Raw genomic sequence first — 20,801 nt, 5'->3', positions numbered from 1 at the left:
CTATGAGCACCTCAGAGAATATTAATTTCACCCAGATTTTCGCCCCCGCAGATATGCCCAAAGGGCCTTTATCGGGCTTGCGGCTTGGCATCAAAGATCTCTTTGATGTAGCCGGATACGTGACCAAAGCGGGCTCACGGGCCCGGGCGAATCTGCCAGCCGCTGCTCAGGACGCCGATGCAGTTGCCAGGCTACGCGCAGCCGGAGGTCTTTTGGTAGGCCATAACAATATGACCGAGTTCGCCTATTCCGGTCTCGGCCTGAACCCCCATTTCGGCACGCCTCTTTCCCCGATTGTTGCAGGGGCGATCGCAGGCGGCTCCACAGCAGGTGGCGCAGCGGCTTTGGCATCGGCGCAGATCGATATAGCGCTTGGCACCGATACCGGTGGCTCGCTACGTATTCCGGCGGCATTTTGTGGCGTTGTGGGCATGAAACCCACGGCGGCCACAATCTCATCCCGCGGGGCCGTAGCGCTATCCCACACACTTGATTGCGTTGGGCCAATGGCCCGAGATGTGGCGACAGTGCGCAAGGCCTACGAAGTGCTGGCTATAGACACGGCGCAAAATCTCGCACCTTTGCGTCACCTTATCGTGCCCGAAAATTTTGGGATGAACGATCTGGACGATGCTGTTGCTGCCGCGTTTGAAGCCTCAGTTTTAAAGCTGAAGGCTCTGGGCTTCACCATAGAACGGCGCAAGCTGGCCTTCCTTGAAAATTACAAGAAACTGCCCGTTTGGCATTTCTCGGCGGTGGAAAGTCGCGTGCACCACGCTGCCCAATATGAACAGATGCCAGAACTGATAGACGCACGCGTCAAAGCTCGTATGGATCGAGCCGACGAGGTCAGCGCCGTCGCCTACGCCCAGACGCTGGCACTGCGCAAAGTCATCGTCGCCGAGGCACGCGCCGAATTGGGCGATCAAGGCATACTGCTACCCACGGTAGCGATTCTGCCACCGCAGCTGGGCGTTTTTGATGATCCCGCCGAGTTCGACCGTTTAAACCTGCTGGCTTTGCGTAACACCACTCTGGCCAATGTCATGGACGGCTGCTCGCTCTCGCTGCCAATCAAGACCACAGCGGGTTCAGGCCTGATGCTGACTGCACCTGCTTATCGGGATCAGGCCCTGCTGGATGCCGCAGCAGAAATTGAACCCACACTGTAAGGGCACCCCATGGCGAACGAACAGATTGTAGGTCTCGGCGATCGCTTTTACCGCGTGGAACGGACTCCCGTCAGGTTGCCTGAAGGATATAGCTTTGGAGGCATATCTGACGTGGCGGTGTTCAACGGCCAAGTGGTAGCCCTGCGCAGACAAAAACCGCAGCTGCTCATCCTGTCACTGGATGGAGAGCTTGTGAAAACAATCATGCTCGAGGGAGTCATCCTCGGGCATGGTATCCGCGCTCTGGGCGCAGATATGATGGCGGTGACTGATATAGACGGGCACCAGGTACTTCTGCTGGATGCCAGCTTTCGCGTGCTTCACCGCCTGCATTGCAACAACCGCCCTCGCCTGGGTCAGCCGTTCAATCACCCGACCGACTGCGCGCGCGACAGCAAGGGCTGTCTCTATGTATCCGATGGCTATGGAAACTCTCAGATTCACGTCTTCACGGCAGAGCTCACATATAGCCACTCTTTTGGTGGCGCGGGATCCGCTGAAGGCAAGTTTTCCACGCCGCACTCTGTCGCCGTTCTTGCAGGCAACCGGGTGGCTGTCGCAGATCGTGAAAACAACCGGGTGCAAATTTTCAGCTCTGACGGGGACTTCCTGAGCTCAATTACCGGCGTCCATAAACCGATGGCACTCGATGTTTATGGGGGGCTGATTTACGTAACGGATCAAACTCCACGCCTCTCGGTTTTCAGCGCTGACGGAGAACTGCTCGGCCGATGCCGTACCTTCAGCACCTATGGGCATGGCCTAGCACAGGCCGACAACGGCAGTATCTATATCGCCGATATGATCCCCGACGGCCTGACCAAACTTGAGCCGCTAGATTAATTAATCCGCAGATTAATACATAAAGCAGAGTTGCTGCGTCATGGGCTCCAGGCTAATGCTTGGGCCGCGAAACCATCTGTATCGTACTGCTGGTGCTGGGCTTTATAACCCTGGCTTAAGCGCTTTAGGTACGAGGTACGATGAGTAGAGTACAGGGTCCGGGATAATAGATGCCGTACCCTGCACCTGAAGAATCAGGCATTCAGGCAGCCTTGGCCCTCGAAGATGAGCTTATGGTTCAGCGCAGATCTCAGGCCTCAGACTTTACCCGCCGGACAATTTCCCGGGCCAGCAGGTCCGAGGCGTCATATACGGGCAAGTCGGATGCAAGCTTGTCATCCAGGACTGACAGCTCAGTGCACGCAATCAGCAGGCATTGCGCCCCCTGTGCCTGCAGGTTCTGCGCCGCGGCGTTATATTCCACTATCTGTGCATCGGTGCTGCGCCCGGCCTTGACGTCGCGAATCAGCTGCATCACGGAGTCCTGGCAGCTTGTCTCGGGATAAACAATCTCAATTCCCAGAGCATCACACCAGGGCTCATAGAGCTTGATCATCCGCAGCGCACTGGATGCCAGCAAGCCCACTTTTTTAAGCTCAGGCTGCCGGGCCCTGATCGTATCTGCCGCCAGCTGAATCAGGTTAATCACGGGCACCGATACCGAGGCGGCCACTTCCTCGTAGTAGTGATGCGCCGTGTTGCAGGGGATGACCAGAAAGTCGGCGCCTTGCTGTTCCAGCCCCTGGGCCATCCCCGCCATACAGGGCCCGGGACTGATGCCCGTGCCTTCGATCAGCGCCTTAATACGGGACGGAACCTTCGGGTTGTTGTCCACCAGCATGTGAATATGATCGGCGTCATCTTCCACCGAGGTCGCTTCAATAACTCGCTGCATCAGGTCGACGGTCGCCTCAGGCCCCATGCCACCAATAATACCGACTACTTTTTCACTCACTGCAGCACCTTAAATGACTTCTTTGGTTTTTCCCGTTTACTCAAAGCCAGACGAGCTCTGTTAGCTCTGTATTTCATGCAGAACTTCTGCAATTACTGCGGCTATAACCTGGCAGTCTTCAACATTGAAAGTTAACGGCAAACGAATATCACACATGGTCGCAAGCACTTTTTCAGTCGCCGGCAGTGCCGGTGCATCACCCAGGTAGTGCCAGCTGTCAAAGCGGCTGGTATAGCCTTTGGGATCGGCATCACCGAACCATTTAATCTGCACACCCTGCTCTTCACAGCGACGAATGAATCGAGCGAAAGCCTCGGCGTTCAGTTCAGGCAACGAAAACTGCAAAGAGCTGCCGACGAAATATTCCGCCTCGGGGCGCAGCGGCACACGCACGCCCTCAATCGCACGCAGACCATTCTCCAATGCACAATAGAGTTCATTCCAGCGATCGCACTGGCGATCCAGATCACTCAGTTGCGGACGCAGGATCGCGGCACGCAGATTATCCATTCGGCCACTGTAGTTGGGGGTTTCGAAACGAATTTTCGCAAACACCTCAGGGGCAGGACCCACGGTATGACGGTCGTAGAGCATATAGGAGCCGGAGTGCATGATGGCGCGTGCCATCACTTCCTCATCGTCGGTAATCAGCAGACCACCCTCACCGGAGTTAATGTGCTTGTAGGTCTGGGTGCTGAAACAGCCAACCTTGCCGAAGGTGCCGCTTCTGCGCCCCTTCCAGGTGGCACCCATGGTGTGAGCGCAGTCTTCGATAACACTAACACCGTGGCGGTCACAAATTTCCATCAAGCTGTCCATGTCCACCAGGTGTCCACGCATGTGCGACAACATCAGGTAATGCACGTCGTCAGCCGCGGCCTTGGCTTCCAGATCAACCAGATCAATGGTGAAGTCGTCGGTGGTTTCAACCAGTACGGGGATAGCCCCGGCATTATGGATGGCGCCTGGAACCGGGGCCAAAGTGAAGGCGTTGCACAGGACCTTGTCGCCGGAGTTAACTCCAATCGAGCGCATGGCAATATGCAGAGCATAACCACCAGAGGCACAGGCCAGGCAGAATCGGCTGTCATTGTAGGCCGCAAACTCCTGTTCCAGCAGTGCGGTCTCTGTCAACTCGTCGCCCAGGGCATTGTAGCGGTGCAGGCGACCGCTGTGCATCACCTCAACCGCCCGCTCGATTCCCGCTTCGGGAATCGGCTCCTGCTGAGTAAACGATTTGGTAAATTTAGTCATTTCACTCTTCCTAATACCGGGGCCAGTTTCCTGCACGCGTTTGGATCAGCAGTAACGTTTCTGATCGTATACTTCGAAATCCCACTCGGTACCCGGGTAGTATTTGCGCAGGCGCCAGTCGCAGGCACGGGCGTGGCCTTCCATCCCTTCAGTGCGGGAAATGCGTGAGCCGGCGCCACTGAAGACCAGGTTTGCCGCTTCATCAAGCTCCTGGTAGGTCAGGACCTTCATGAATTTCTGCACGTTCAAGCCACCGCTGTAGCGTGCGGCCTTCCTGGTTGGCAGGATATGGTTTGTACCCGAGCATTTGTCACCGTGGGACACAGTGCTGCCTTCACCCAGGAACAGGGATCCGTAATTTTTGAGTTCCGCTTTCCACCATTCAAGATCTTCAGCCAATATCTGCAAATGCTCACAGGCGTACTCATCACTGATCTGAACGACTTCGTCGCGATTCTCGCCGAGAATCACAACGCCATGATCGCGCCAGGCGGCTTCGCACACATCGGCATTGGGCATATCAGCAATGACGTGGGGCATGATTTCTAGCACTTTTTCACCAATCTCGCGGCTGTCGGTGAACAGCCAAACGGGGGAGTTGGTGCCATGTTCGGCCTGGGATACCAGGTCGACCGCAATGGTCATCGGATCCGCAGTCTTGTCAGCGATGATGGCCGACTCGGTCGGGCCTGCGAAAACATCGATCCCCACCTCACCAAAGAGCATGCGTTTGGCTTCAGCGACGTACGCATTGCCTGGCCCCACCAGAATATCGGCTGGTTTTCCGGTAAAGAGACCCAGTGCCATGGTTGCAACCGCATGGACACCGCCCATTTCCAGAATCACGTCGGCGCCGGCCACATGCATCGCATAGGCAACAGCCGGGTTGATGCTGTCACCACGTGGCGGTGAGCAGGCAACGATGAAAGGCACGCCTGCTGCCTTGGCGGTTGCAACACTCATGATGGCTGATGCCGCGTGTGCATAACGGCCCCCGGGCACATAGCAACCGGCACACTGCACCGGCAATACTTGCTGACCCAGACGCACGCCTTCTTCAGTTTCAATTTCAAACGAAGTCAGGCTGTTGCGCTGAGCCTCGGCAAAGCGCTTAACCTGGCGATGTGCGAAATCGATATCGTCCTTGACGCGCTGCGGAACCTGCGCAATCAGCGCCATTTTCTTTTCTTCGGTCAGGATGAAGTCACCCTGCCAATTATCGAATTGCTGCGCATATTCGCGCACGGCGGATTCGCCATTGCGTCGAATATTGGCCAGCATGTCCTTTACGACCCCTTCTATACGCTCGTTTTCCTGTGCTACTTCCGACTCCAGGGCCGCACGCTTCAGATATTCCATTGCACTTTCCTCATCTAATCGTAGATATCTTTATATTTAACCGAAGACAATAAAACCCAGCACCAGCAGCGCGATGAAAATGGTTTCGCTGACGATCAACAAAACAGGCTTGATGCCAACGGTGAGGATTTCCTTCAGCGATGTACGTACACCCAGAGCAGCGATGGCGGTGAGTAGCAGCCAGGAGGCGCTGTCGGCCATGGGCTGCACGATTACCTGCGGCATCCATCCCAGGCTATTAAAGATGAACAACACCACGAAGCCGATCAGAAAACCCGGTACGCCGACGCTGCCAGCACCCACTTCACCACGGCTGGCCATGGAGCGGCGAATCACCACCCCGATCACCAGCACTATGGGTACCAGCATGGCGACGCGCAGCAGTTTGACAAAAGTACTCAGATCGCCCACTTCGGCCGACACGCTGTAGCCGGCGCCAACCACCTGGGCCACATCATGGATGGTACCGCCTAGAAAGAGGCCGGCTTCGGCCGGTGTCAGCCCCAGTTCATGACTGATCATGGGATAGAGCACCATGGCCAGGGTACTCAGCGTAGTCACGCTGATCACCGTAAACAGGGTGTCTTTTTTAGTCTGCGCATTTTGCGGCAGTACGCTGCTAATGGCCATCGCCGCCGAGGCTCCACAGATGGCCACTGAGCCGCCGGTCAGGGTACCAAAGCGGCTGCTGAAACCCAGCATGCGTGCCATCAGGATACCGAAACCGATGGTAAACAGTACGGCAGAGCAGACCATCAGCAGTGGTGGCCAGCCCAGCGTCAGTACATCGGAGAAGGTGATACGAAGCCCCAGCAGCGCCACGCCAAGGCGCAGCAGTGTCTTGGCGGCCAATTCAATACCGGGGACGACTCTGGGCTCGTCACTGAGAAAGTTAAACGCAAGGCCCAGCAGCAGACCCATCAGCATGGCCGGTGCGCCATAGCGCTGCGCCAGGAAGGTCGCTGCGATACCGATAGTCACGGCGACGCAGAGCCCCGGGAAGTAGCGCTGCTTGAGCTCACCCAGTCGGTCGATGGAATTCACTGCCAGTCCTTTCATACGTTTATTTCTCGTGCCGGGCGATTAGTCGTACTTGGGGAAGTCGAACGCAGTGCGGTAACCGAACAGCGCCTGGCTGCCGCCGGTATGCAAGAAGACCACATTGTCGTCTTTGCCAAAGTGACCCTTGCGAACCAGGTCGATCAAGCCGGCTGCGCCTTTGCCGGAGTAAACCGGATCCAGCAGAATGCCTTCGTGACGTGCAAACAGCTCAATGGCTTCCAGGGTGCTGGCTGCCGGCAGGCCATAGCCTTCACCCACGTAGTCGCAGTTGGCGACAACATCTTCACGCTTGACAGCGCCCGGGATACCCAGTTTTTCGCAGGTGCGCTCAGCCAGACGGAAGACATTGGTTTCCTGCTGTTCACGCGGTACGCGTACACCAATACCCAATACCGGGATCTGGCTGTTGCTACCGCTAAAGCCGGTAACCAGGCCTGCCTGGGTGCCGGCAGATCCGGTGCCGTGTACCACTGAGTCGATACGCAGTCCGGCGGTATTGGCCTGATTCAGCATTTCCAGTGCGCAGTTTACATAACCCAGAGCACCGATTTCATTGGAGCCGCCACCGGGAACGATGTAAGGCTTCTTGCCTTCTGCGCGCAGTTTCTCGGCCAGTTCTTCCATAGCCGCGTTCATGTCGGTGCCGGCGGGGAACTTGGTCAGGGGCGCGTCCATCAGCTGATCCAGCATGACGTTGCCGTTGTAGTTGTAATCCACTTCCCTGGAGCCGGTGCGGTCTTCCAGCAGGATGTGGCATTTCATGCCGAGCTTCGCAGCAGCCGCGACGGTCTGGCGAGCGTGGTTCGACTGGGTCGCACCCTGGGTAATGATGGTATCAGCGCCCTTCTCAACGGCATCGGCCATCAGGAACTCCAGCTTGCGGGTCTTGTTACCGCCGCCGGCAAGACCGGTGCAGTCGTCACGCTTGATCCACAGGTTGGGGCCACCCAGGGCCTTGGAAAGATTGGTCATCGGCTCAAGAGGGGTGGGCAAATGGGCAAAGTGCAGACGGGGGAAGCGGGCCAGATGCATGTTGTAGCTCCTGTGATCGGTGTGTTGTTGATGTCTACCGATACTAGGGACAAGACCCGAGCCCAGACCAATGCTATATTATTCGATACCGGTTACTTTTCGGCATAACTCCAGCATACCAAGCACTTAGGGGCGTTTTAATGGAGCTGAAATGGCTCATGGATATAGTAGCGCTGGCCGAGAATGGCAGTTTTTCCAAGGCAGCGGACTCTCGCCATGTGACTCAGCCGGCGTTCAGCCGACGCATTCGCTCACTGGAAAACTGGCTGGGGGTGCGCCTGATTGATCGCAACCGTTACCCCACGACGCTGACGGCCGAAGGGGTTGAGTTTGTTGATGAAGCCCGCCGCATGATTGCCGACACTTACGCCACCCGCGAGCGCATCCAATCGCATAGTGAACCCTGCCGAAGTATGCAGTTTTTAGCCCAGCACTCACTGGCGGTATCGTTTTTCCCGCCCTGGATTAACAACGTCGAGTCACTGCTGGGCGACAGCCTCATCAGCCTGCAAGCCGACAACCTGCATGACGTACTGGAAGCCTTTTTGTCAGGCATGGGCGATTTCCTGTTGTGCTTTGCATCCCCCGTCGCCTTTAGTCAGCTCGATCGAGACGATATAGAGCAGCTGCAGGTGGGCACCGACAGACTGATTCCGGTGTCTGCGGTCGATGAATCAGGCCAGCCCCGTCACTGCCTGCATCCCGATCGCCCGATGAAACTGCTTACCTATCCCGATGACTCTTTTCTCGGCGAACTGGTGAAGCGCGAGTGTCTCCCCAGAATCCCGACGGGCTTCACCTACAGACGCATACTGGAGACGGCACTGGCCGAAGGCATCAAAGCCCTGGTACTGCAGGGCCAGGGCGCTGCCTGGCTACCTGCCAGTCTGGTGCGCCATGAGCTGGAAAAAGGCTTGCTGTGTATTCTGGATGAGCCGCTCGCCACCCTGGATCTGAAAATACAGCTGTACCGTTTTAACCATGCCCGTACGACCGAGGTGGAGAAGTTCTGGCAACATATTGTCGAGCTCTATAACCCAGGCTATTCCTGAGTGGCTCCACTGCGGTAGATACCCACCAGCATGCAGCCAAGTAGTCTGGAATGAGCGGGCGAATTCCGGGGGAGACAGGCGAACTGAGGCAAACTGCAAACGCCGCCACCGACCGCGACGCGGTGGATGTCGGAATTCGCGGCGCTCATTCCAACCTGCGCATAAATGCGGCACGTCGAGATCGGCAGGATGGGCATGCCTATCAATCGCGCATGTTGCCGATCATGCAGCTAGCGTAGCCGGGAGGGATAGACTATCAACACACTGCTACAGCCCATAAAACTAAAGGAGGCCGAGATACCGCCCCCTGTTCCTGCCTTAAAAATCAGTCCGTGCTTACCGGCGCCACGTATGCGGTAATCGAAGGCAGCTCACCTTCAAATTTTTCTATATTTACCAGCGTACTGTGCGCAGCAGTCCCCTGAGAAAGCCTTGATGTTCTCTTGTCATGGGTCAGAACATTAGGGTTTCCGTGCTTATCCAGGGAGTCTTTCATCTCTGGATTCACGGGGTCATACCAGGCTCCCGTACACAGGTAGACGGTTTGTTCGCGGATATCGGAAGTGACGACGGCGCCAGCCAGACAGGATCCTCGATCATTGAAAACAGTAACAACATCACCGTCGACGATGTTGCGCTTCATCGCATCATTTGGATGAATCATTATCGGTTCCCGCCCCTGTACCTTGCTACCTTGGCTGAAGGCACCGGAATCAAGTTGGCTATGCAGCCTGGTTTTAGGCTGTCCTGAAATCATATGGAGCGGATAGAACGCTGCTCGATCCGACTTAAGCCATTCCGTCGGAGGCAGCCAGGTCGCCTGCCCGGGACAATCGGTATAACCAAATGAGGCTATGATTTCACTGTAGAGTTCTATTTTTCCGCTCGGCGTTTCCAAGCTGTTTCTCTCGGGATCCTGCCTAAAATCCGAGAACAGTATGGTATCCGGATTTGGATCCGGAAACTCGATAATGTCGCCATTCAGAAAATCATCGAATGTCGGCAGCTCCACATCCATTTCAGCCGCCTGAAGACTGACATCAGCCCACATTTCCTCGAGCCACTGCCGCGAAGTTTTATTCTGTGTAAAATCCTCTTCAATACCCAGGCGCTGGGCGATTGATGTAAAAATATCGTATTCGTCCCGGGCTTCTCCTACGGGCGCGATAATTTTTGGCATAGGAACCAGGCAGTTGTCTCTCTTGCCCCCGCCAATATCCTCTCGTTCAAGCGTCGACGTCACTGGAAATACTATATCGGCAAAGCGTGCCGTTGCCGTCCAGTTTATTTCATTGACGATGACCGTCTCTGGTTTTTGAAAGGCCTGAATTAGCCTGTTTATATCCTGGTGATGATGAAAGGGATTACCCCCGGCCCACCAAATCATCCGAATGTCAGGGTAAGTCAAATCCAGCCCGTTGTACTGATAGGCTTCACCAGGATGCAGTAGCATATCGGAGATACAGGCGACGGGGATAAAAGACTCTACTTTGTTCTGGCCTTGAGGCAAAGCGGGCCACCGTATCGGGCGATTCATCAGGCCGATACCACCATCGGAGCCGTATGCAATCCCGAAACCGCTCCCCGGCAAGCCTATCTGACCTAGCATGGAGGCAAGCGTTATCGTCCCCCACAGGGGTTGTTCACCGTGCTCTCCCCGCTGGACACCCGCTGCAGTACAAATAAAGGTTCGCGACGCTGCCATCTCCCGTGCGAGCGTACGTATTCGATCTGCGGGAATGTCGGATTGTTTGCTAGCCCAGTCAGCCGTTTTAGGTATGCCGTCTTTTTCACCAGTAAGGTAGGCTTTGACTTCATCAAAGCCTAGGGTGTATCGATCGAGGAAATCCTGATTATGAAGCCCCTCAACCAGAAGCGTGTGGGCAAGCCCAAGCATTATTGCCGTATCGGAGCCTGGTACCGGAGGCAACCATTCGGCTTCTATTTCAGCCGGCGTGTCAGATTTACAGGGATTGAAGTCGACGAATTTCACTCCAGCGGCACGGCAAGCACGCAGCTCATCACGCAGGCGGTGCCTGGAACACCCGCCCGGAGCCGCCTGAGCGTTTTTTAACGGCATGCCACCGAACATGACGACCAGTTCTCCCTCCTTGGCAAGGGTCGACCAGCGGGTTCCGGCTACTGCCAGTTTTTCAAAATCACCGATGATATAAGGTAACAAAATGAGTGCGGCATTGTAGCTGTAGTTACCTTCACCTCTGACAAAGCCGCCAGCACAGTTGAGAAAACGTTTCAGCTGACTCTGTGCATGATGAAACCGTCCGGCGCTACCCCAGCCATAGGAACCACCGAAGATTGCTTCGTTACCATACTTCTCGCCGGTGCTTTTCAGCGCATTCGCCGCCAAATCCAGCGCGGCTTCCCAAGAGACTTCAACAAAAGGTTCCTTGCCTCGCCGATCAGTCTGTTTTCCAGGCCCATTTTCGAGATAACCTTTACGCACAGCGGGACGGAGTATCCGGGAGGAGCCGTAAATCGAATTGACAAAATTATCATTGATAGATGAAGGGTGTGGATCGATAGGATGCGCACCGACACCCACCAAGCGTCCCCCTTCAACTTCTGCTATTCCCGTACCCCAATGGCTAGACGTTACGTGTTTTTTCAATGTCGGCACCCTTCTGTATTTAACTATTCGAGCCTGATAAGCAGGATTCCAAAGGCGCAAACGCATTTACCCGCCAGTCGATTGTCCGTTGATTACGGCAACCTGATACCAAGGCGAAAAATATTATTTAACCCCATCGTTTTTCAGGCTTTACAGCACCTAACTGACCCTCTATTTCAGCAACAGATGGCAGTTACCGGGGGCGCCGAATCAAAAACCTAAACCTCCAGGACCACCCGACCAATGGCACGCGAGCAACAGGCCAATACATATCCAGACTCGATCTCCGAATCGGAGATACCTCCATTGTGAATCATATGCACTTCACCGGAGGCTTTCTTTATTTTACAGCTCCCGCATACCCCAAACATGCAGGCTGAGGGAATATCGACACCCACCTCCTTTGCTACTGAAAGCAGGGTATCGGTCTGCTTGCAGGCAACCCCTCGGCTCAGACTATTGAAATATATTTGCGCTTCAACATCATCTGCCGGAATAACGTCATTGTGCTCAGGTGTATCTTCTTGCGTATAGATAGGCGCGCCGAAACTTTCCTCATGATAATGATTCATGTCAAATTCTTCAGCATGAAGAATATCACGCACACTCTGCATGAAGCCTTCGGACCCGCAACAAAATATTTCGCGCGAAGCAAAGTCAGGCGCTATCAGCTCCAGCATTATCTGGTTAAAACGCCCTTGAAAACCAGTCCAAACATCATAGCGATCGGTATCTTTTACGACCCAGCTCACCTTAATATCAGGATCCCGCTTGGACATATGTTCAACTTCATCACGAAAAAGTATTTCCGATGGTCTCGCAGCACAATGAATAAAAGCAATGTCTGTATGTACGCTATAGTCATAAAGCCAACGCAGCATTGAAATCATTGGCGTGACCCCTGAACCTGCCGATATAAACAGGTATTTTTTAGCAGGGTGTTTACGACATGAAAAAATACCCGAGGGTCCATATGCCTTTATAGTGTCACCCAGCTTCAGGTTATCCAGCAACCAGGCACTCCCTCCCTGCCCATCCTCTTGTCGCTTGACAGTAATACCAATAGAAAGCGGCCTGGAAGGTGTTGTCGAAAGCGTGTACGAACGGTGCAGAACACCATTTTCCGTCGGCACTTCGATTGTAATGAACTGCCCAGGCTCATAGTTAAACAGCTGCTCGTCATCAACTTTGAAGAAGAAGGTCTTGGCGTTTTGAGTTTCCGGCATAACCATGACACACTCTAAACGCTGCTCATCATTCCAATAAAACGGAGCATCTTTCAGTTTAGCCAGATCCGATGAACGCATTACATTAAACCTCTATAAGAAGAACCCCAAAATAGAATTATTAAACTCAGGGGGAAATCTGCTGCAAAAAAGTATTTTGCAGCAGAATTTCTCAGTACTTAGCTAAGTTTTTCAATCATGCGGTCAGTGTACCAATCAATGAAAGCTTTAACCCCAAACTCTGCAGTTGGTGAATAAGGCCCAGGCTTATAGGCGCGTGAATTGATACCCAATTGGTTACGCTCTACAAAGCTTCTGTCTTCATCATTGGTATCACGCCAAACTTTGGTCAAATTATCTACATCATAGTCAACGCCTTCTACCGCGTCTTTTGGCACCATCCACTTGCAGGTCAGCTGCGTTTCCTGAGGGCTTATCGGAAGCACACGGAAGGAAATACAATGGTCGGCCTGATAGTGGAGCCAGACATTTGGCAAATGCAGATTGCGCAAGGTACCTACATCAATATCTGGCAGAGTGCCCAATCGATGGTTCTTCACCGCGGGTTGGCCATCCATGGTCATGGAAACTGCACCTTTCACAAGAGGCATTCGGGCAATGCGCCAACCGTTCTTGTTCACTGCCCGATAGGGTAGGTCTTTCTGCTCCCACGCAGAAAAAGCCTGCTCCATGTGGGCCTTGGCTTCAGGTGTTGTAACCGGGTCATTCGGATCATCACTCTCGGGCAAACTGCGTAAAAGTGAGGGATGCCCAGCCTGGCAGTGATAGCACTCACGGTTATTTTCCCAGACCAGCTTCCAGTTACCCTGCTCAACAATGGATATCTCGGCAGCGACTTTTAAGTCGTCCATGCCGTGGGGCGCGATATAGGGCTCAATTGATCTCGCGTACTCACTGAAGTCCGGTGGGTTGTCACTGAGACAAACGTAAATGGTACCGCCGGCGACTTCAACATTGACTTTATTCAGGGGGAAATCAGCCTTGTCAAAGTCACTGGCCATTTCACGGGCAAATATCAGCTGACCATCAAGCTCATAGGTCCACTGGTGATAGGGGCATACAATTTTTGGAGCGCTGCCACTGGCCTTGGTACAAAGCACCGAACCGCGATGACGGCACGTATTGAAGAAAGCACCGATGCCTCCTTCCTGATTACGCACTATCAACAGTGAGTCTTTACCAACATTGACTGTAACGTAGTCCCCAGCCTTTGGAACTTCACATACGTGCCCAATCGCCAACCAGCTTTGAGCAAAAATAAGCTCCATTTCCAGGTCGAAGAGCTCAGGGTCTGTATAGAACCTTTGGGATAAGCTGTATTCTGGTTTGCGCGCCTTGAGACTTTCCAAAATAGATGCTGAGAATTTCATACCGTCTCCATTGCTGAGGGGAATTCCGATTGGAATTCAATTAAGCACAAATCACTAACCTGATTCCGTGACGTGGTTGATAAAGTCACGGAATCAGGTATACGGCTATATAAATTTACTAATCTTCCCGTTTAAAGCGTCCCTGCACGATCCGATCGATAATCATGGCGCAGAGCAGGATGGCGATACCGGCCAGCAGTCCCTGTCCTTTCGCCGCGTATTGCAGGGCCTGCAGCACGTCAGTACCAAGGCCCTCAGCGCCGATCAGCGAGGCGATAACCACCATCGACAGGCACATCAGGATCGTCTGGTTGACGCCGGTCATGATGCTGGGCAAAGCCAGGGGAATTTCCACATCCAGCAGCAACTTGCGCCGGGTACAGCCAAAAGCCAAGGCCGCTTCCACTATAGTGGACGGAACTTGCTTGATGCCCAGTGCCGTCAGTCGCACGACCGGCGGCATGCCGAAAATGAGCGTCGCCAGGATGCCCGGCGGCTTGCCGGTACCAAAAAACGCGATGATGGGAATCAGATAGACAAACGCCGGCATGGTTTGCATAAAATCCAGCACGGGGCGCGCGACCGCGTAGGTAGAGGGACTCTTCGCACACAGAATCCCCAGCGGTACGCCGATCAGCACACAGAGGGTGGCCGCAGCCCCCAGCAACGCAACCGTTGCCATGCTTTTCTCCCAAAACCCCAGAAACGCGAGGTAAGCCAGTGCCGCCAGTGTGAAGAGGGCAACTCTGGGCCCGGCCAGACGCCAGGCCATCACCAGTATCACCATCGCCGTCACCGGCCAGGGCGTATCGACAAGTACCACTTCCAAACCATCAAGCAGCATGCGTATGCCGCTGGTAATACCGTTAAAAAAGCCGGCTCCCTTTAAGGCGATGCTGTCAAAGCCTGCATCCAGCCAAGTGGCGGCTGCGGTGAAAATTGATGTGTCGGTGGGAAACTCGATCAGCCACGCCACTGGCGTGGCCACCGTAAAGCGGTACAACGTCAGCGGAACCATCACGGCCAGCATCACGACACCCAGGAGCAGGTTCATCTGGCTGAAACCACTTGTTTCACTGCGCCCCCCACGCCAGCGGCAGTACTTCATTTCGTAAACAATATTGGCCATGAATCCCTGGATCACCATGGTGGCAATTAAGGCCAGCGCGCCCCAGAATATCAGCTGGCTCGCGCCGCCAACCGCCGCCTCAGCGGCAAGCATGGCGTTATCTGCAGCCCGCTGCAGGTTATCGGCATTGCGCTGCAAAACCTCGACATTCGATGCCCCGGATTCCAGGGCAGTCTGGGCCTTGATGGCCATCTCCTGGGATTTGCTGCTCAGGCGTTCCGCCCGCGCCAGATCGTCCGCGCCCAGTTCACCCCACAATCCCCGACCCAACAGGACCAGCGCAAACAGGGTGGCGATGATACTCATCCAAAAGAAACCCCAGACGTTACGTGCCGAGGCCCAAAGCGGCCCCAGCAGCGCAGCATGGGGGTTAAAGGAGAAAGTGATACGATTGCTGGACTGGATCTTCTCGAACTGCCTGCTGTAATAATCCCCCTGACGCTCGGCAAAGCGATGGACGGACTGGCGCTGCTCTATCAGCGCCGAGGTTCGACTGTTCGCGTTCATGTTATTGTTCCCCCTTGATGCCCTGCAGCAGAATGTTTTTGCTGACGATACCGATATCCGCTCCCGCTGCATCGGTGATGATGATCGGCAGCTCTGAAGTGACGGCGATATCAATCAGGTGATCGAGATTGGTGTTCTCATCGACGCGCGGAGCATCGGCCAGATTCACGCCCGCAGGCACCGTTTCACTGTTGATATCCCGCATGATGGAGTGAGCACAGACCAGTTTCAGGTTCGAGATATCTTTGACAAAATCAGCCACATAATCGTCTGCTGGGTGCATCACGATCTGCTCGGGTGTACCGACCTGAATAAGGTGCCCGTCCTTCATGATCGCGATGCGATCGCCGATGCGGATCGCTTCATCAAGATCATGTGTAATAAAGATGGTGGTTTTCTGCAGTGTCTTGGTCAGCGTTACAAACTGATTCTGCAGCTCGCGCCGAATCAGTGGATCCAGTGCACTGAAGGGCTCGTCCATCAGCAGCACTTCGGGATCACTGGCCAACGCCCGGGCCAGGCCAACACGCTGCTGCATGCCACCCGAGAGCTCCTTGGGCAGACGGTCTTCAAAACCATCGAGGTTCACCAGCGACAGGGCATGCTGGGAGGTCTCCCAGCGCTTGGCTTTGGGGACGCCCTGCACCTCCAGCGGAAAGGCGACGTTATCCAGCACGGTGCGGTGCGGCAGCAGCGCCATATGCTGGAACACCATGCCGATATGTTTGGCACGCACATCCCGCAGATCATTGTGGGACAGGGCAGACATATCCCGGCCAAGCACCTTGATCTTGCCGGCGGTGGGTTCGATGAGGCGGTTAAGGTGCCGAATCAGCGTAGATTTCCCGCTACCGGACAAACCCATGATGCAAAAAATTTCGCCGCGAGGCACCGTAAAGGAGACATTGGCGATCCCCACCACACAACTAAAGCGCTCCAGAACGGCCGCTTTGTCCAGCCCCTCCTCAACGACCGCCTTCATTGCCTGATCGGAATTCTTGCCAAAGATTTTCCACACGTTTTCTAGCTGAATGACATCCGCACTCACGTTGGCTACCCTCGCTACTAGTATTGGTATCACTACGGCACCTGATCGGGCTGAGGTGCAGCGGATGGCGTCAGAATCGAATTCTGAAGCCATCATGCGCTGCATGATCAGATGTCTATCAGGCAGTGGACAAACGGGACCGGACTATTGACCCAGCCAGGATTCAACCAGGCTGCTGTTCTCTGTCACCCATTCTTTGGCAACGACAGCAGGGTCTTTTTTCTCGACCACTACGTGGTAGCTCAACTCGCCAACCTGATCAGCGTTTAGGCTGAAGTGTTTCAGCAACATCGCAGCTTCTGGCTGGTCCGCTTCCAGGGACTTGGCGTAGTGCACGTACAGGTAGGCCGTGTCCCAGGCACTATCAGCATTGGATTTAGCCAGCCAGTCAGCATCATCGGTGGGTTGCAGTACCTTCCAGGTGTCAGCGTTATGTGCCGGCTCTTCGAGCATTACCAGGTCATGTATATTAAACACATGGTGTGGCGTGTAGCAGAAGAACGCATAGGGCTTGTCCGCAATCACGGCAGCATCCAGCGCAGCCCAGTTGAGCGGCATATCCATGACGACCTGGGTCATGGTTTCGTCATAGCCATAGCTTTTGGCTCTGATCTTTTCTATGGTCGTTGAGGCTGCGCCTGGCTCACCGATCCACATATCGCCAATACCATCACCATCGTTGTCGAAAAGTACCGACTTGTCCGGGTCTGTCAGGTCATAAATAGACGTGATGTTATATTTTTCCGCTGTCGCCTTGGTAACGCAGATCCCCTGTGAGGCCTCGACACCGTTAGGGTTTTGAAGCACGGTACCGTTGGTCTTGACATACTTGTCATGCAAGTTGCTCTGATTGGGCAGCCAGACTTCCGGATGTACGTGCATGGATCCCCGATCCATCGCTTCCCAGATAACGGCGTTGGAGCCGTTTTGCATAGCCACATCCAATCCCAGGTTATCCTCCATTACCACCTTCAGAATATGGGCAGTGGCAGCAGCCGAAGGCCAGCTGGGAACGCCCACAACCACATCGGCGGCTTGCGCCATGCCACCGGTTAAGCAAAATGCCGCTGCAGCGCTAAATGCCTTTACTGATTTCATATCACTTTCCTTTCTAAGGTTGGATTGTCGATATTCATGCGTTTTTCAAGGCTTACATGTTCGGATAAGCTGGCCCGCCTCCCCCTTCCGGTACCATCCAGGTGATGTTCTGCAACACCCGGATAGCACCTTGATGTCGGGCTTTACATGTTCGGGTAGGCCGGGCCACCACCGCCTTCCGGAACCACCCAGGTGATGTTCTGCGACGGGTCTTTAATGTCACAGGTTTTGCAGTGCACGCAGTTCTGGGCGTTGATCTGAAAGCGCGGACCGCTGGGCTCATCCACGATTTCATACACACCGGCCGGGCAAAAACGCTGTGCAGGTTCCGCCCAGGTAGGCAGGTTCGTGGCCAGCGGAATGCCGGCATCCGTTAACTGCAAGTGGCAGGGCTGGTCTTCTTCGTGGTTGGTGTTTGACAGGAACACCGACGACAGCTTGTCAAAACTCAGCTTGCCGTCCGGTTTCGGATACTCGATCCGCGGACACTGGGCCGCGGGTTTGAGCTGGGCATGGTCTGCCCGGGTATCGTGCAGTGTGACCGGTATCCTGCCGCCAAACAGGTTCTGGTCGATGACGTTAAAGGCGCCGCCGAGCCAGGTGCCGAACTTGTGCATCGCCGGGCCAAAGTTGCGACTGCGGAACAGGTCGTCGTAGAGCCAGGACTCCTGGAATTTTTCGGTAAAGGACACCAGATCCCGGCCACCTGGATCATCCGCCGCAACAGCTTCAAACACCGCTTCGGCCGCCAGCATGCCGGACTTCATCGCCGTGTGGGTGCCCTTGATCTTGGAGAAGTTCAGGGTACCGGCATCGCAGCCGAGCAGCAGTGCGCCGGGCATGGTCATTTTGGGCAGCGAGTTGAAGCCGCCCTTGGCGATGGCGCGAGCCCCGTAGGACACCCGTTTGCCGCCCTCGAGATACTGCGCAAACAGCGGGTGCTGCTTCATGCGCTGGAACTCGTCGAACGGGCTCAGCCAGGGGTTGGAATAGTTCAGGTCGATAATCAGCCCGACCACCACCTGGTTGTTGTCGCCATGGTAGAGGAAGAAACCGCCGTTGGTGTCGCCGTCAAGCGGCCAACCCGCGCCGTGCACCACCAGGCCTGGCTGGTGCTTGGCGGGATCGATATCCCACAACTCCTTGATACCGATGCCGTAATGCTGCGGGTCGGCGTCCTTGTCCAGCGCAAACTGCTTGATCAACTGCTTGCCCAGGTGACCGCGACAGCCTTCGGTGAACAGGGTGTATTTGGCGTGCAGCTCCATACCCGCCATGTAGCTGTCTTTGGGCTGGCCATCACGGCCCACACCCATGTCACCGGTGGCGATGCCTTTCACACTGCCCTTGAGCGGGCCGTCTTCGTGATAGAGCACCTCACTGGCGGCAAAGCCCGGGAAGATCTCCACGCCCAGGGCTTCGGCCTGCTCACCCAGCCAGCGGCACAGGTTGCCCAGGCTCGCCACGTAGTTGCCCTGGTTGTGCATGGTTTTGGGTGCCAGGGCATTGGGGATGCGACGGGCCCCCTGCGCATCCTTGAGCAGGTAGATCTGATCCTCGGTCACCGCGGTTTTCAGCGGCGCGCCCTGTGCCGCCCAGTCAGGAAAAAGCTCGTTCAACGCCCGCGGCTCGATCACGGCACCGGAGAGGATATGGGCACCCACTTCGGCGCCCTTCTCCACCACGCAGACGGTTATTTCCTTCTCGGCGTCTTTCGCCTGCTGCATCAGCCGGCAGGCCGCCGACAGCCCGGCGGGGCCCGCGCCGACGATGACAACGTCGAACTCCATGGACTCACGTTCGGCAGTACGTTCGTTATCACTCACTCTAATGATCTCCCCTGTTAGCCTTTAGCCTTTGGCCTTTATTGAGCGGCCCGCGCCTGTGCGGCACTCAGCGTGTTGCGCAACAGGCAGGCCACCGTCATGGGACCTATGCCCCCCGGTACCGGCGTGACGGCACCGGCTGTGGTCAACGCCGATTCAAAATCGACATCCCCCGTGAGGCGGGACTTGCCCTCGGCCATCTCGATGCGGTTGATGCCCACATCCAGCACGATTGCGCCGGGCTTGATGTAGCTGGCATCCACCATCTCCGGGCGACCCACCGCCACCACCAGGATGTCGGCACTGCGACACTCTGCGGCCAGGTCCCGGCTGCGGGAGTGCACAGTGGTCACAGTGCAATGAGCGTTCAGCAGCAGTTGCCCCATCGGCTTGCCAACTATATTGGAGCGTCCCACCACCACGGCCTTTAACCCCGACAGGTCGCCCAGGCGGTCCTGCAGCAACAGCAGGCAGCCCAGCGGTGTGCAGGGCACCAGCGCCGGCTGGCCGGTACTGAGACGCCCGACATTGATGGGATGAAAACCGTCCACATCCTTGGCCGGATCTATGGCCTCGATCACCGCGGCTTCCTCTATCTGCGCCGGCAGCGGCAGCTGCACCAGGATGCCGTCCACCTGATCATCGCTGTTGAGTGCGTCGATCAGTTGCAGCAGATGAGCCTGGGAAGTGCTGCCCGGCAGCAGGTGCGGAAAAGAGGCGATGCCCGCTTCGGCGGCCTGGCGCATCTTGGTTTTCACATAGACCTGGCTGGCCGGGTCATCCCCCACCAGCACCACGGCCAGGCCCGGCTGGCGTCCCGCCTGGGCCTTAAAGCCGGCGGCACCCACTGCCACCTCGGCGCGCAGTGCCGCGGCAAAGGCCTTGCCGTCGATGCGTTCGGCAGGAATGACCTCTGGGTAAATATTGGTTGCCTGATCAGTCATCGGTGCGAGTCCTTTGATTTAAAAAACGACGGTGCGCAGGCCGTTCTGGAATACGCGGTGACGCACGTGATACTTCACGGCACGGGCCAGGGTCTGGGCTTCGGTATCGCGCCCCACCTGGGTCAGGTGCTGCGGATCCTGAGCATGATCAACCCGCTCCACCATCTGCTCGATGATCGGACCTTCATCCAGATCGCCGGTGACATAATGGGCCGTGGCACCAATCAGCTTTACGCCCCGCTCGTAGGCCTGAAAGTAGGGTTTGGCACCCTTG

The 20,801-nt window shown here is 55.6% G+C and carries 17 protein-coding genes; 3 read left to right on the top strand and 14 right to left on the bottom strand.

Features of this window, described 5'->3' with window-relative positions; genetic code table 11:
- Window positions 1-2: 2 nt before the first annotated feature.
- Window positions 3-1,172, top strand: a complete 1,170-nt coding sequence (locus MPRO_RS13360) for an amidase family protein (RefSeq protein WP_067293314.1) — start codon at window positions 3-5, stop codon at window positions 1,170-1,172.
- A 9-nt stretch (window positions 1,173-1,181) separates the two neighbouring features.
- Window positions 1,182-2,015: an NHL repeat-containing protein gene (locus MPRO_RS13355; protein ID WP_067293311.1), complete on the top strand. Its 834-nt coding sequence runs from the start codon at window positions 1,182-1,184 to the stop codon at window positions 2,013-2,015.
- A 250-nt stretch (window positions 2,016-2,265) separates the two neighbouring features.
- Here MPRO_RS13355 and cuyB read toward each other — a convergent pair whose 3' ends face one another.
- From cuyB to cuyA, 5 genes are read right to left on the bottom strand one after another with little or no spacing between them, the layout of a single operon-like run.
- Window positions 2,266-2,970: a cysteate racemase gene (gene cuyB / locus MPRO_RS13350; RefSeq protein ID WP_082708747.1), complete on the bottom strand. Its 705-nt coding sequence runs from the start codon at window positions 2,968-2,970 to the stop codon at window positions 2,266-2,268.
- Window positions 2,971-3,030: 60 nt separating this feature from the next.
- Window positions 3,031-4,224 carry a DegT/DnrJ/EryC1/StrS family aminotransferase gene (locus MPRO_RS13345; RefSeq protein WP_067293304.1) on the bottom strand — a complete coding sequence of 398 codons (1,194 nt, stop codon included), beginning with the start codon at window positions 4,222-4,224 and terminating at the stop codon, window positions 3,031-3,033.
- 45 nt (window positions 4,225-4,269) lie between these two features.
- Window positions 4,270-5,583, bottom strand: coding sequence for a histidinol dehydrogenase (gene hisD, locus MPRO_RS13340; protein ID WP_067293300.1), 1,314 nt, complete (start codon window positions 5,581-5,583; stop codon window positions 4,270-4,272).
- A gap of 36 nt (window positions 5,584-5,619) precedes the next feature.
- Window positions 5,620-6,642, bottom strand: a complete 1,023-nt coding sequence (locus MPRO_RS13335; protein ID WP_067293296.1) for a YeiH family protein — start codon at window positions 6,640-6,642, stop codon at window positions 5,620-5,622.
- Between the two features lie 24 nt (window positions 6,643-6,666).
- Window positions 6,667-7,677: a D-cysteate sulfo-lyase gene (cuyA, locus tag MPRO_RS13330; RefSeq protein WP_067293293.1), complete on the bottom strand. Its 1,011-nt coding sequence runs from the start codon at window positions 7,675-7,677 to the stop codon at window positions 6,667-6,669.
- A 140-nt stretch (window positions 7,678-7,817) separates the two neighbouring features.
- On the opposite strand from cuyA, the gene MPRO_RS13325 reads away from it, so the two are divergent.
- Complete coding sequence (locus MPRO_RS13325; protein ID WP_067293289.1) at window positions 7,818-8,729, top strand: LysR family transcriptional regulator; 912 nt, start codon at window positions 7,818-7,820, stop codon at window positions 8,727-8,729.
- Between the two features lie 325 nt (window positions 8,730-9,054).
- On the opposite strand, the gene MPRO_RS13320 is transcribed toward MPRO_RS13325, so the two are convergent.
- The 9 genes from MPRO_RS13320 to MPRO_RS13280 all read right to left on the bottom strand — a co-directional run.
- Window positions 9,055-11,358 carry a molybdopterin-dependent oxidoreductase gene (locus MPRO_RS13320; RefSeq protein ID WP_067293371.1) on the bottom strand — a complete coding sequence of 768 codons (2,304 nt, stop codon included), beginning with the start codon at window positions 11,356-11,358 and terminating at the stop codon, window positions 9,055-9,057.
- Between the two features lie 218 nt (window positions 11,359-11,576).
- Window positions 11,577-12,665 (bottom strand): FAD-binding oxidoreductase, encoded by a 1,089-nt coding sequence (locus tag MPRO_RS13315; RefSeq protein ID WP_067293286.1) that lies wholly within the window; start codon window positions 12,663-12,665, stop codon window positions 11,577-11,579.
- 98 nt (window positions 12,666-12,763) lie between these two features.
- Complete coding sequence (locus tag MPRO_RS13310; protein ID WP_067293282.1) at window positions 12,764-13,975, bottom strand: aromatic ring-hydroxylating oxygenase subunit alpha; 1,212 nt, start codon at window positions 13,973-13,975, stop codon at window positions 12,764-12,766.
- 118 nt (window positions 13,976-14,093) lie between these two features.
- Entirely contained in the window at window positions 14,094-15,611 is a 1,518-nt protein-coding gene (locus MPRO_RS13305) for an ABC transporter permease (protein WP_067293279.1), read from the bottom strand.
- 1 nt (window position 15,612) lies between these two features.
- Window positions 15,613-16,659, bottom strand: coding sequence for a quaternary amine ABC transporter ATP-binding protein (locus MPRO_RS13300; RefSeq protein ID WP_067293369.1), 1,047 nt, complete (start codon window positions 16,657-16,659; stop codon window positions 15,613-15,615).
- A 144-nt stretch (window positions 16,660-16,803) separates the two neighbouring features.
- Window positions 16,804-17,757: an ABC transporter substrate-binding protein gene (locus tag MPRO_RS13295; RefSeq protein ID WP_067293276.1), complete on the bottom strand. Its 954-nt coding sequence runs from the start codon at window positions 17,755-17,757 to the stop codon at window positions 16,804-16,806.
- A gap of 143 nt (window positions 17,758-17,900) precedes the next feature.
- Window positions 17,901-19,547 carry an electron transfer flavoprotein-ubiquinone oxidoreductase gene (locus MPRO_RS13290; RefSeq protein WP_067293367.1) on the bottom strand — a complete coding sequence of 549 codons (1,647 nt, stop codon included), beginning with the start codon at window positions 19,545-19,547 and terminating at the stop codon, window positions 17,901-17,903.
- A gap of 74 nt (window positions 19,548-19,621) precedes the next feature.
- Complete coding sequence (gene folD, locus MPRO_RS13285) at window positions 19,622-20,527, bottom strand: bifunctional methylenetetrahydrofolate dehydrogenase/methenyltetrahydrofolate cyclohydrolase FolD (protein ID WP_102136308.1); 906 nt, start codon at window positions 20,525-20,527, stop codon at window positions 19,622-19,624.
- A gap of 18 nt (window positions 20,528-20,545) precedes the next feature.
- Window positions 20,546-20,801, bottom strand: a 256-nt coding sequence (locus MPRO_RS13280; protein WP_281177183.1) for a formyltransferase family protein, incomplete at its 5' end; no start/stop codon positions are given.

Source organism: Marinobacterium profundum (assembly GCF_001528745.1).
GTDB classification, from domain to species: domain Bacteria; phylum Pseudomonadota; class Gammaproteobacteria; order Pseudomonadales; family Balneatricaceae; genus Marinobacterium_A; species Marinobacterium_A profundum.
This window is presented reverse-complemented; position numbering and strand designations above follow the sequence as displayed.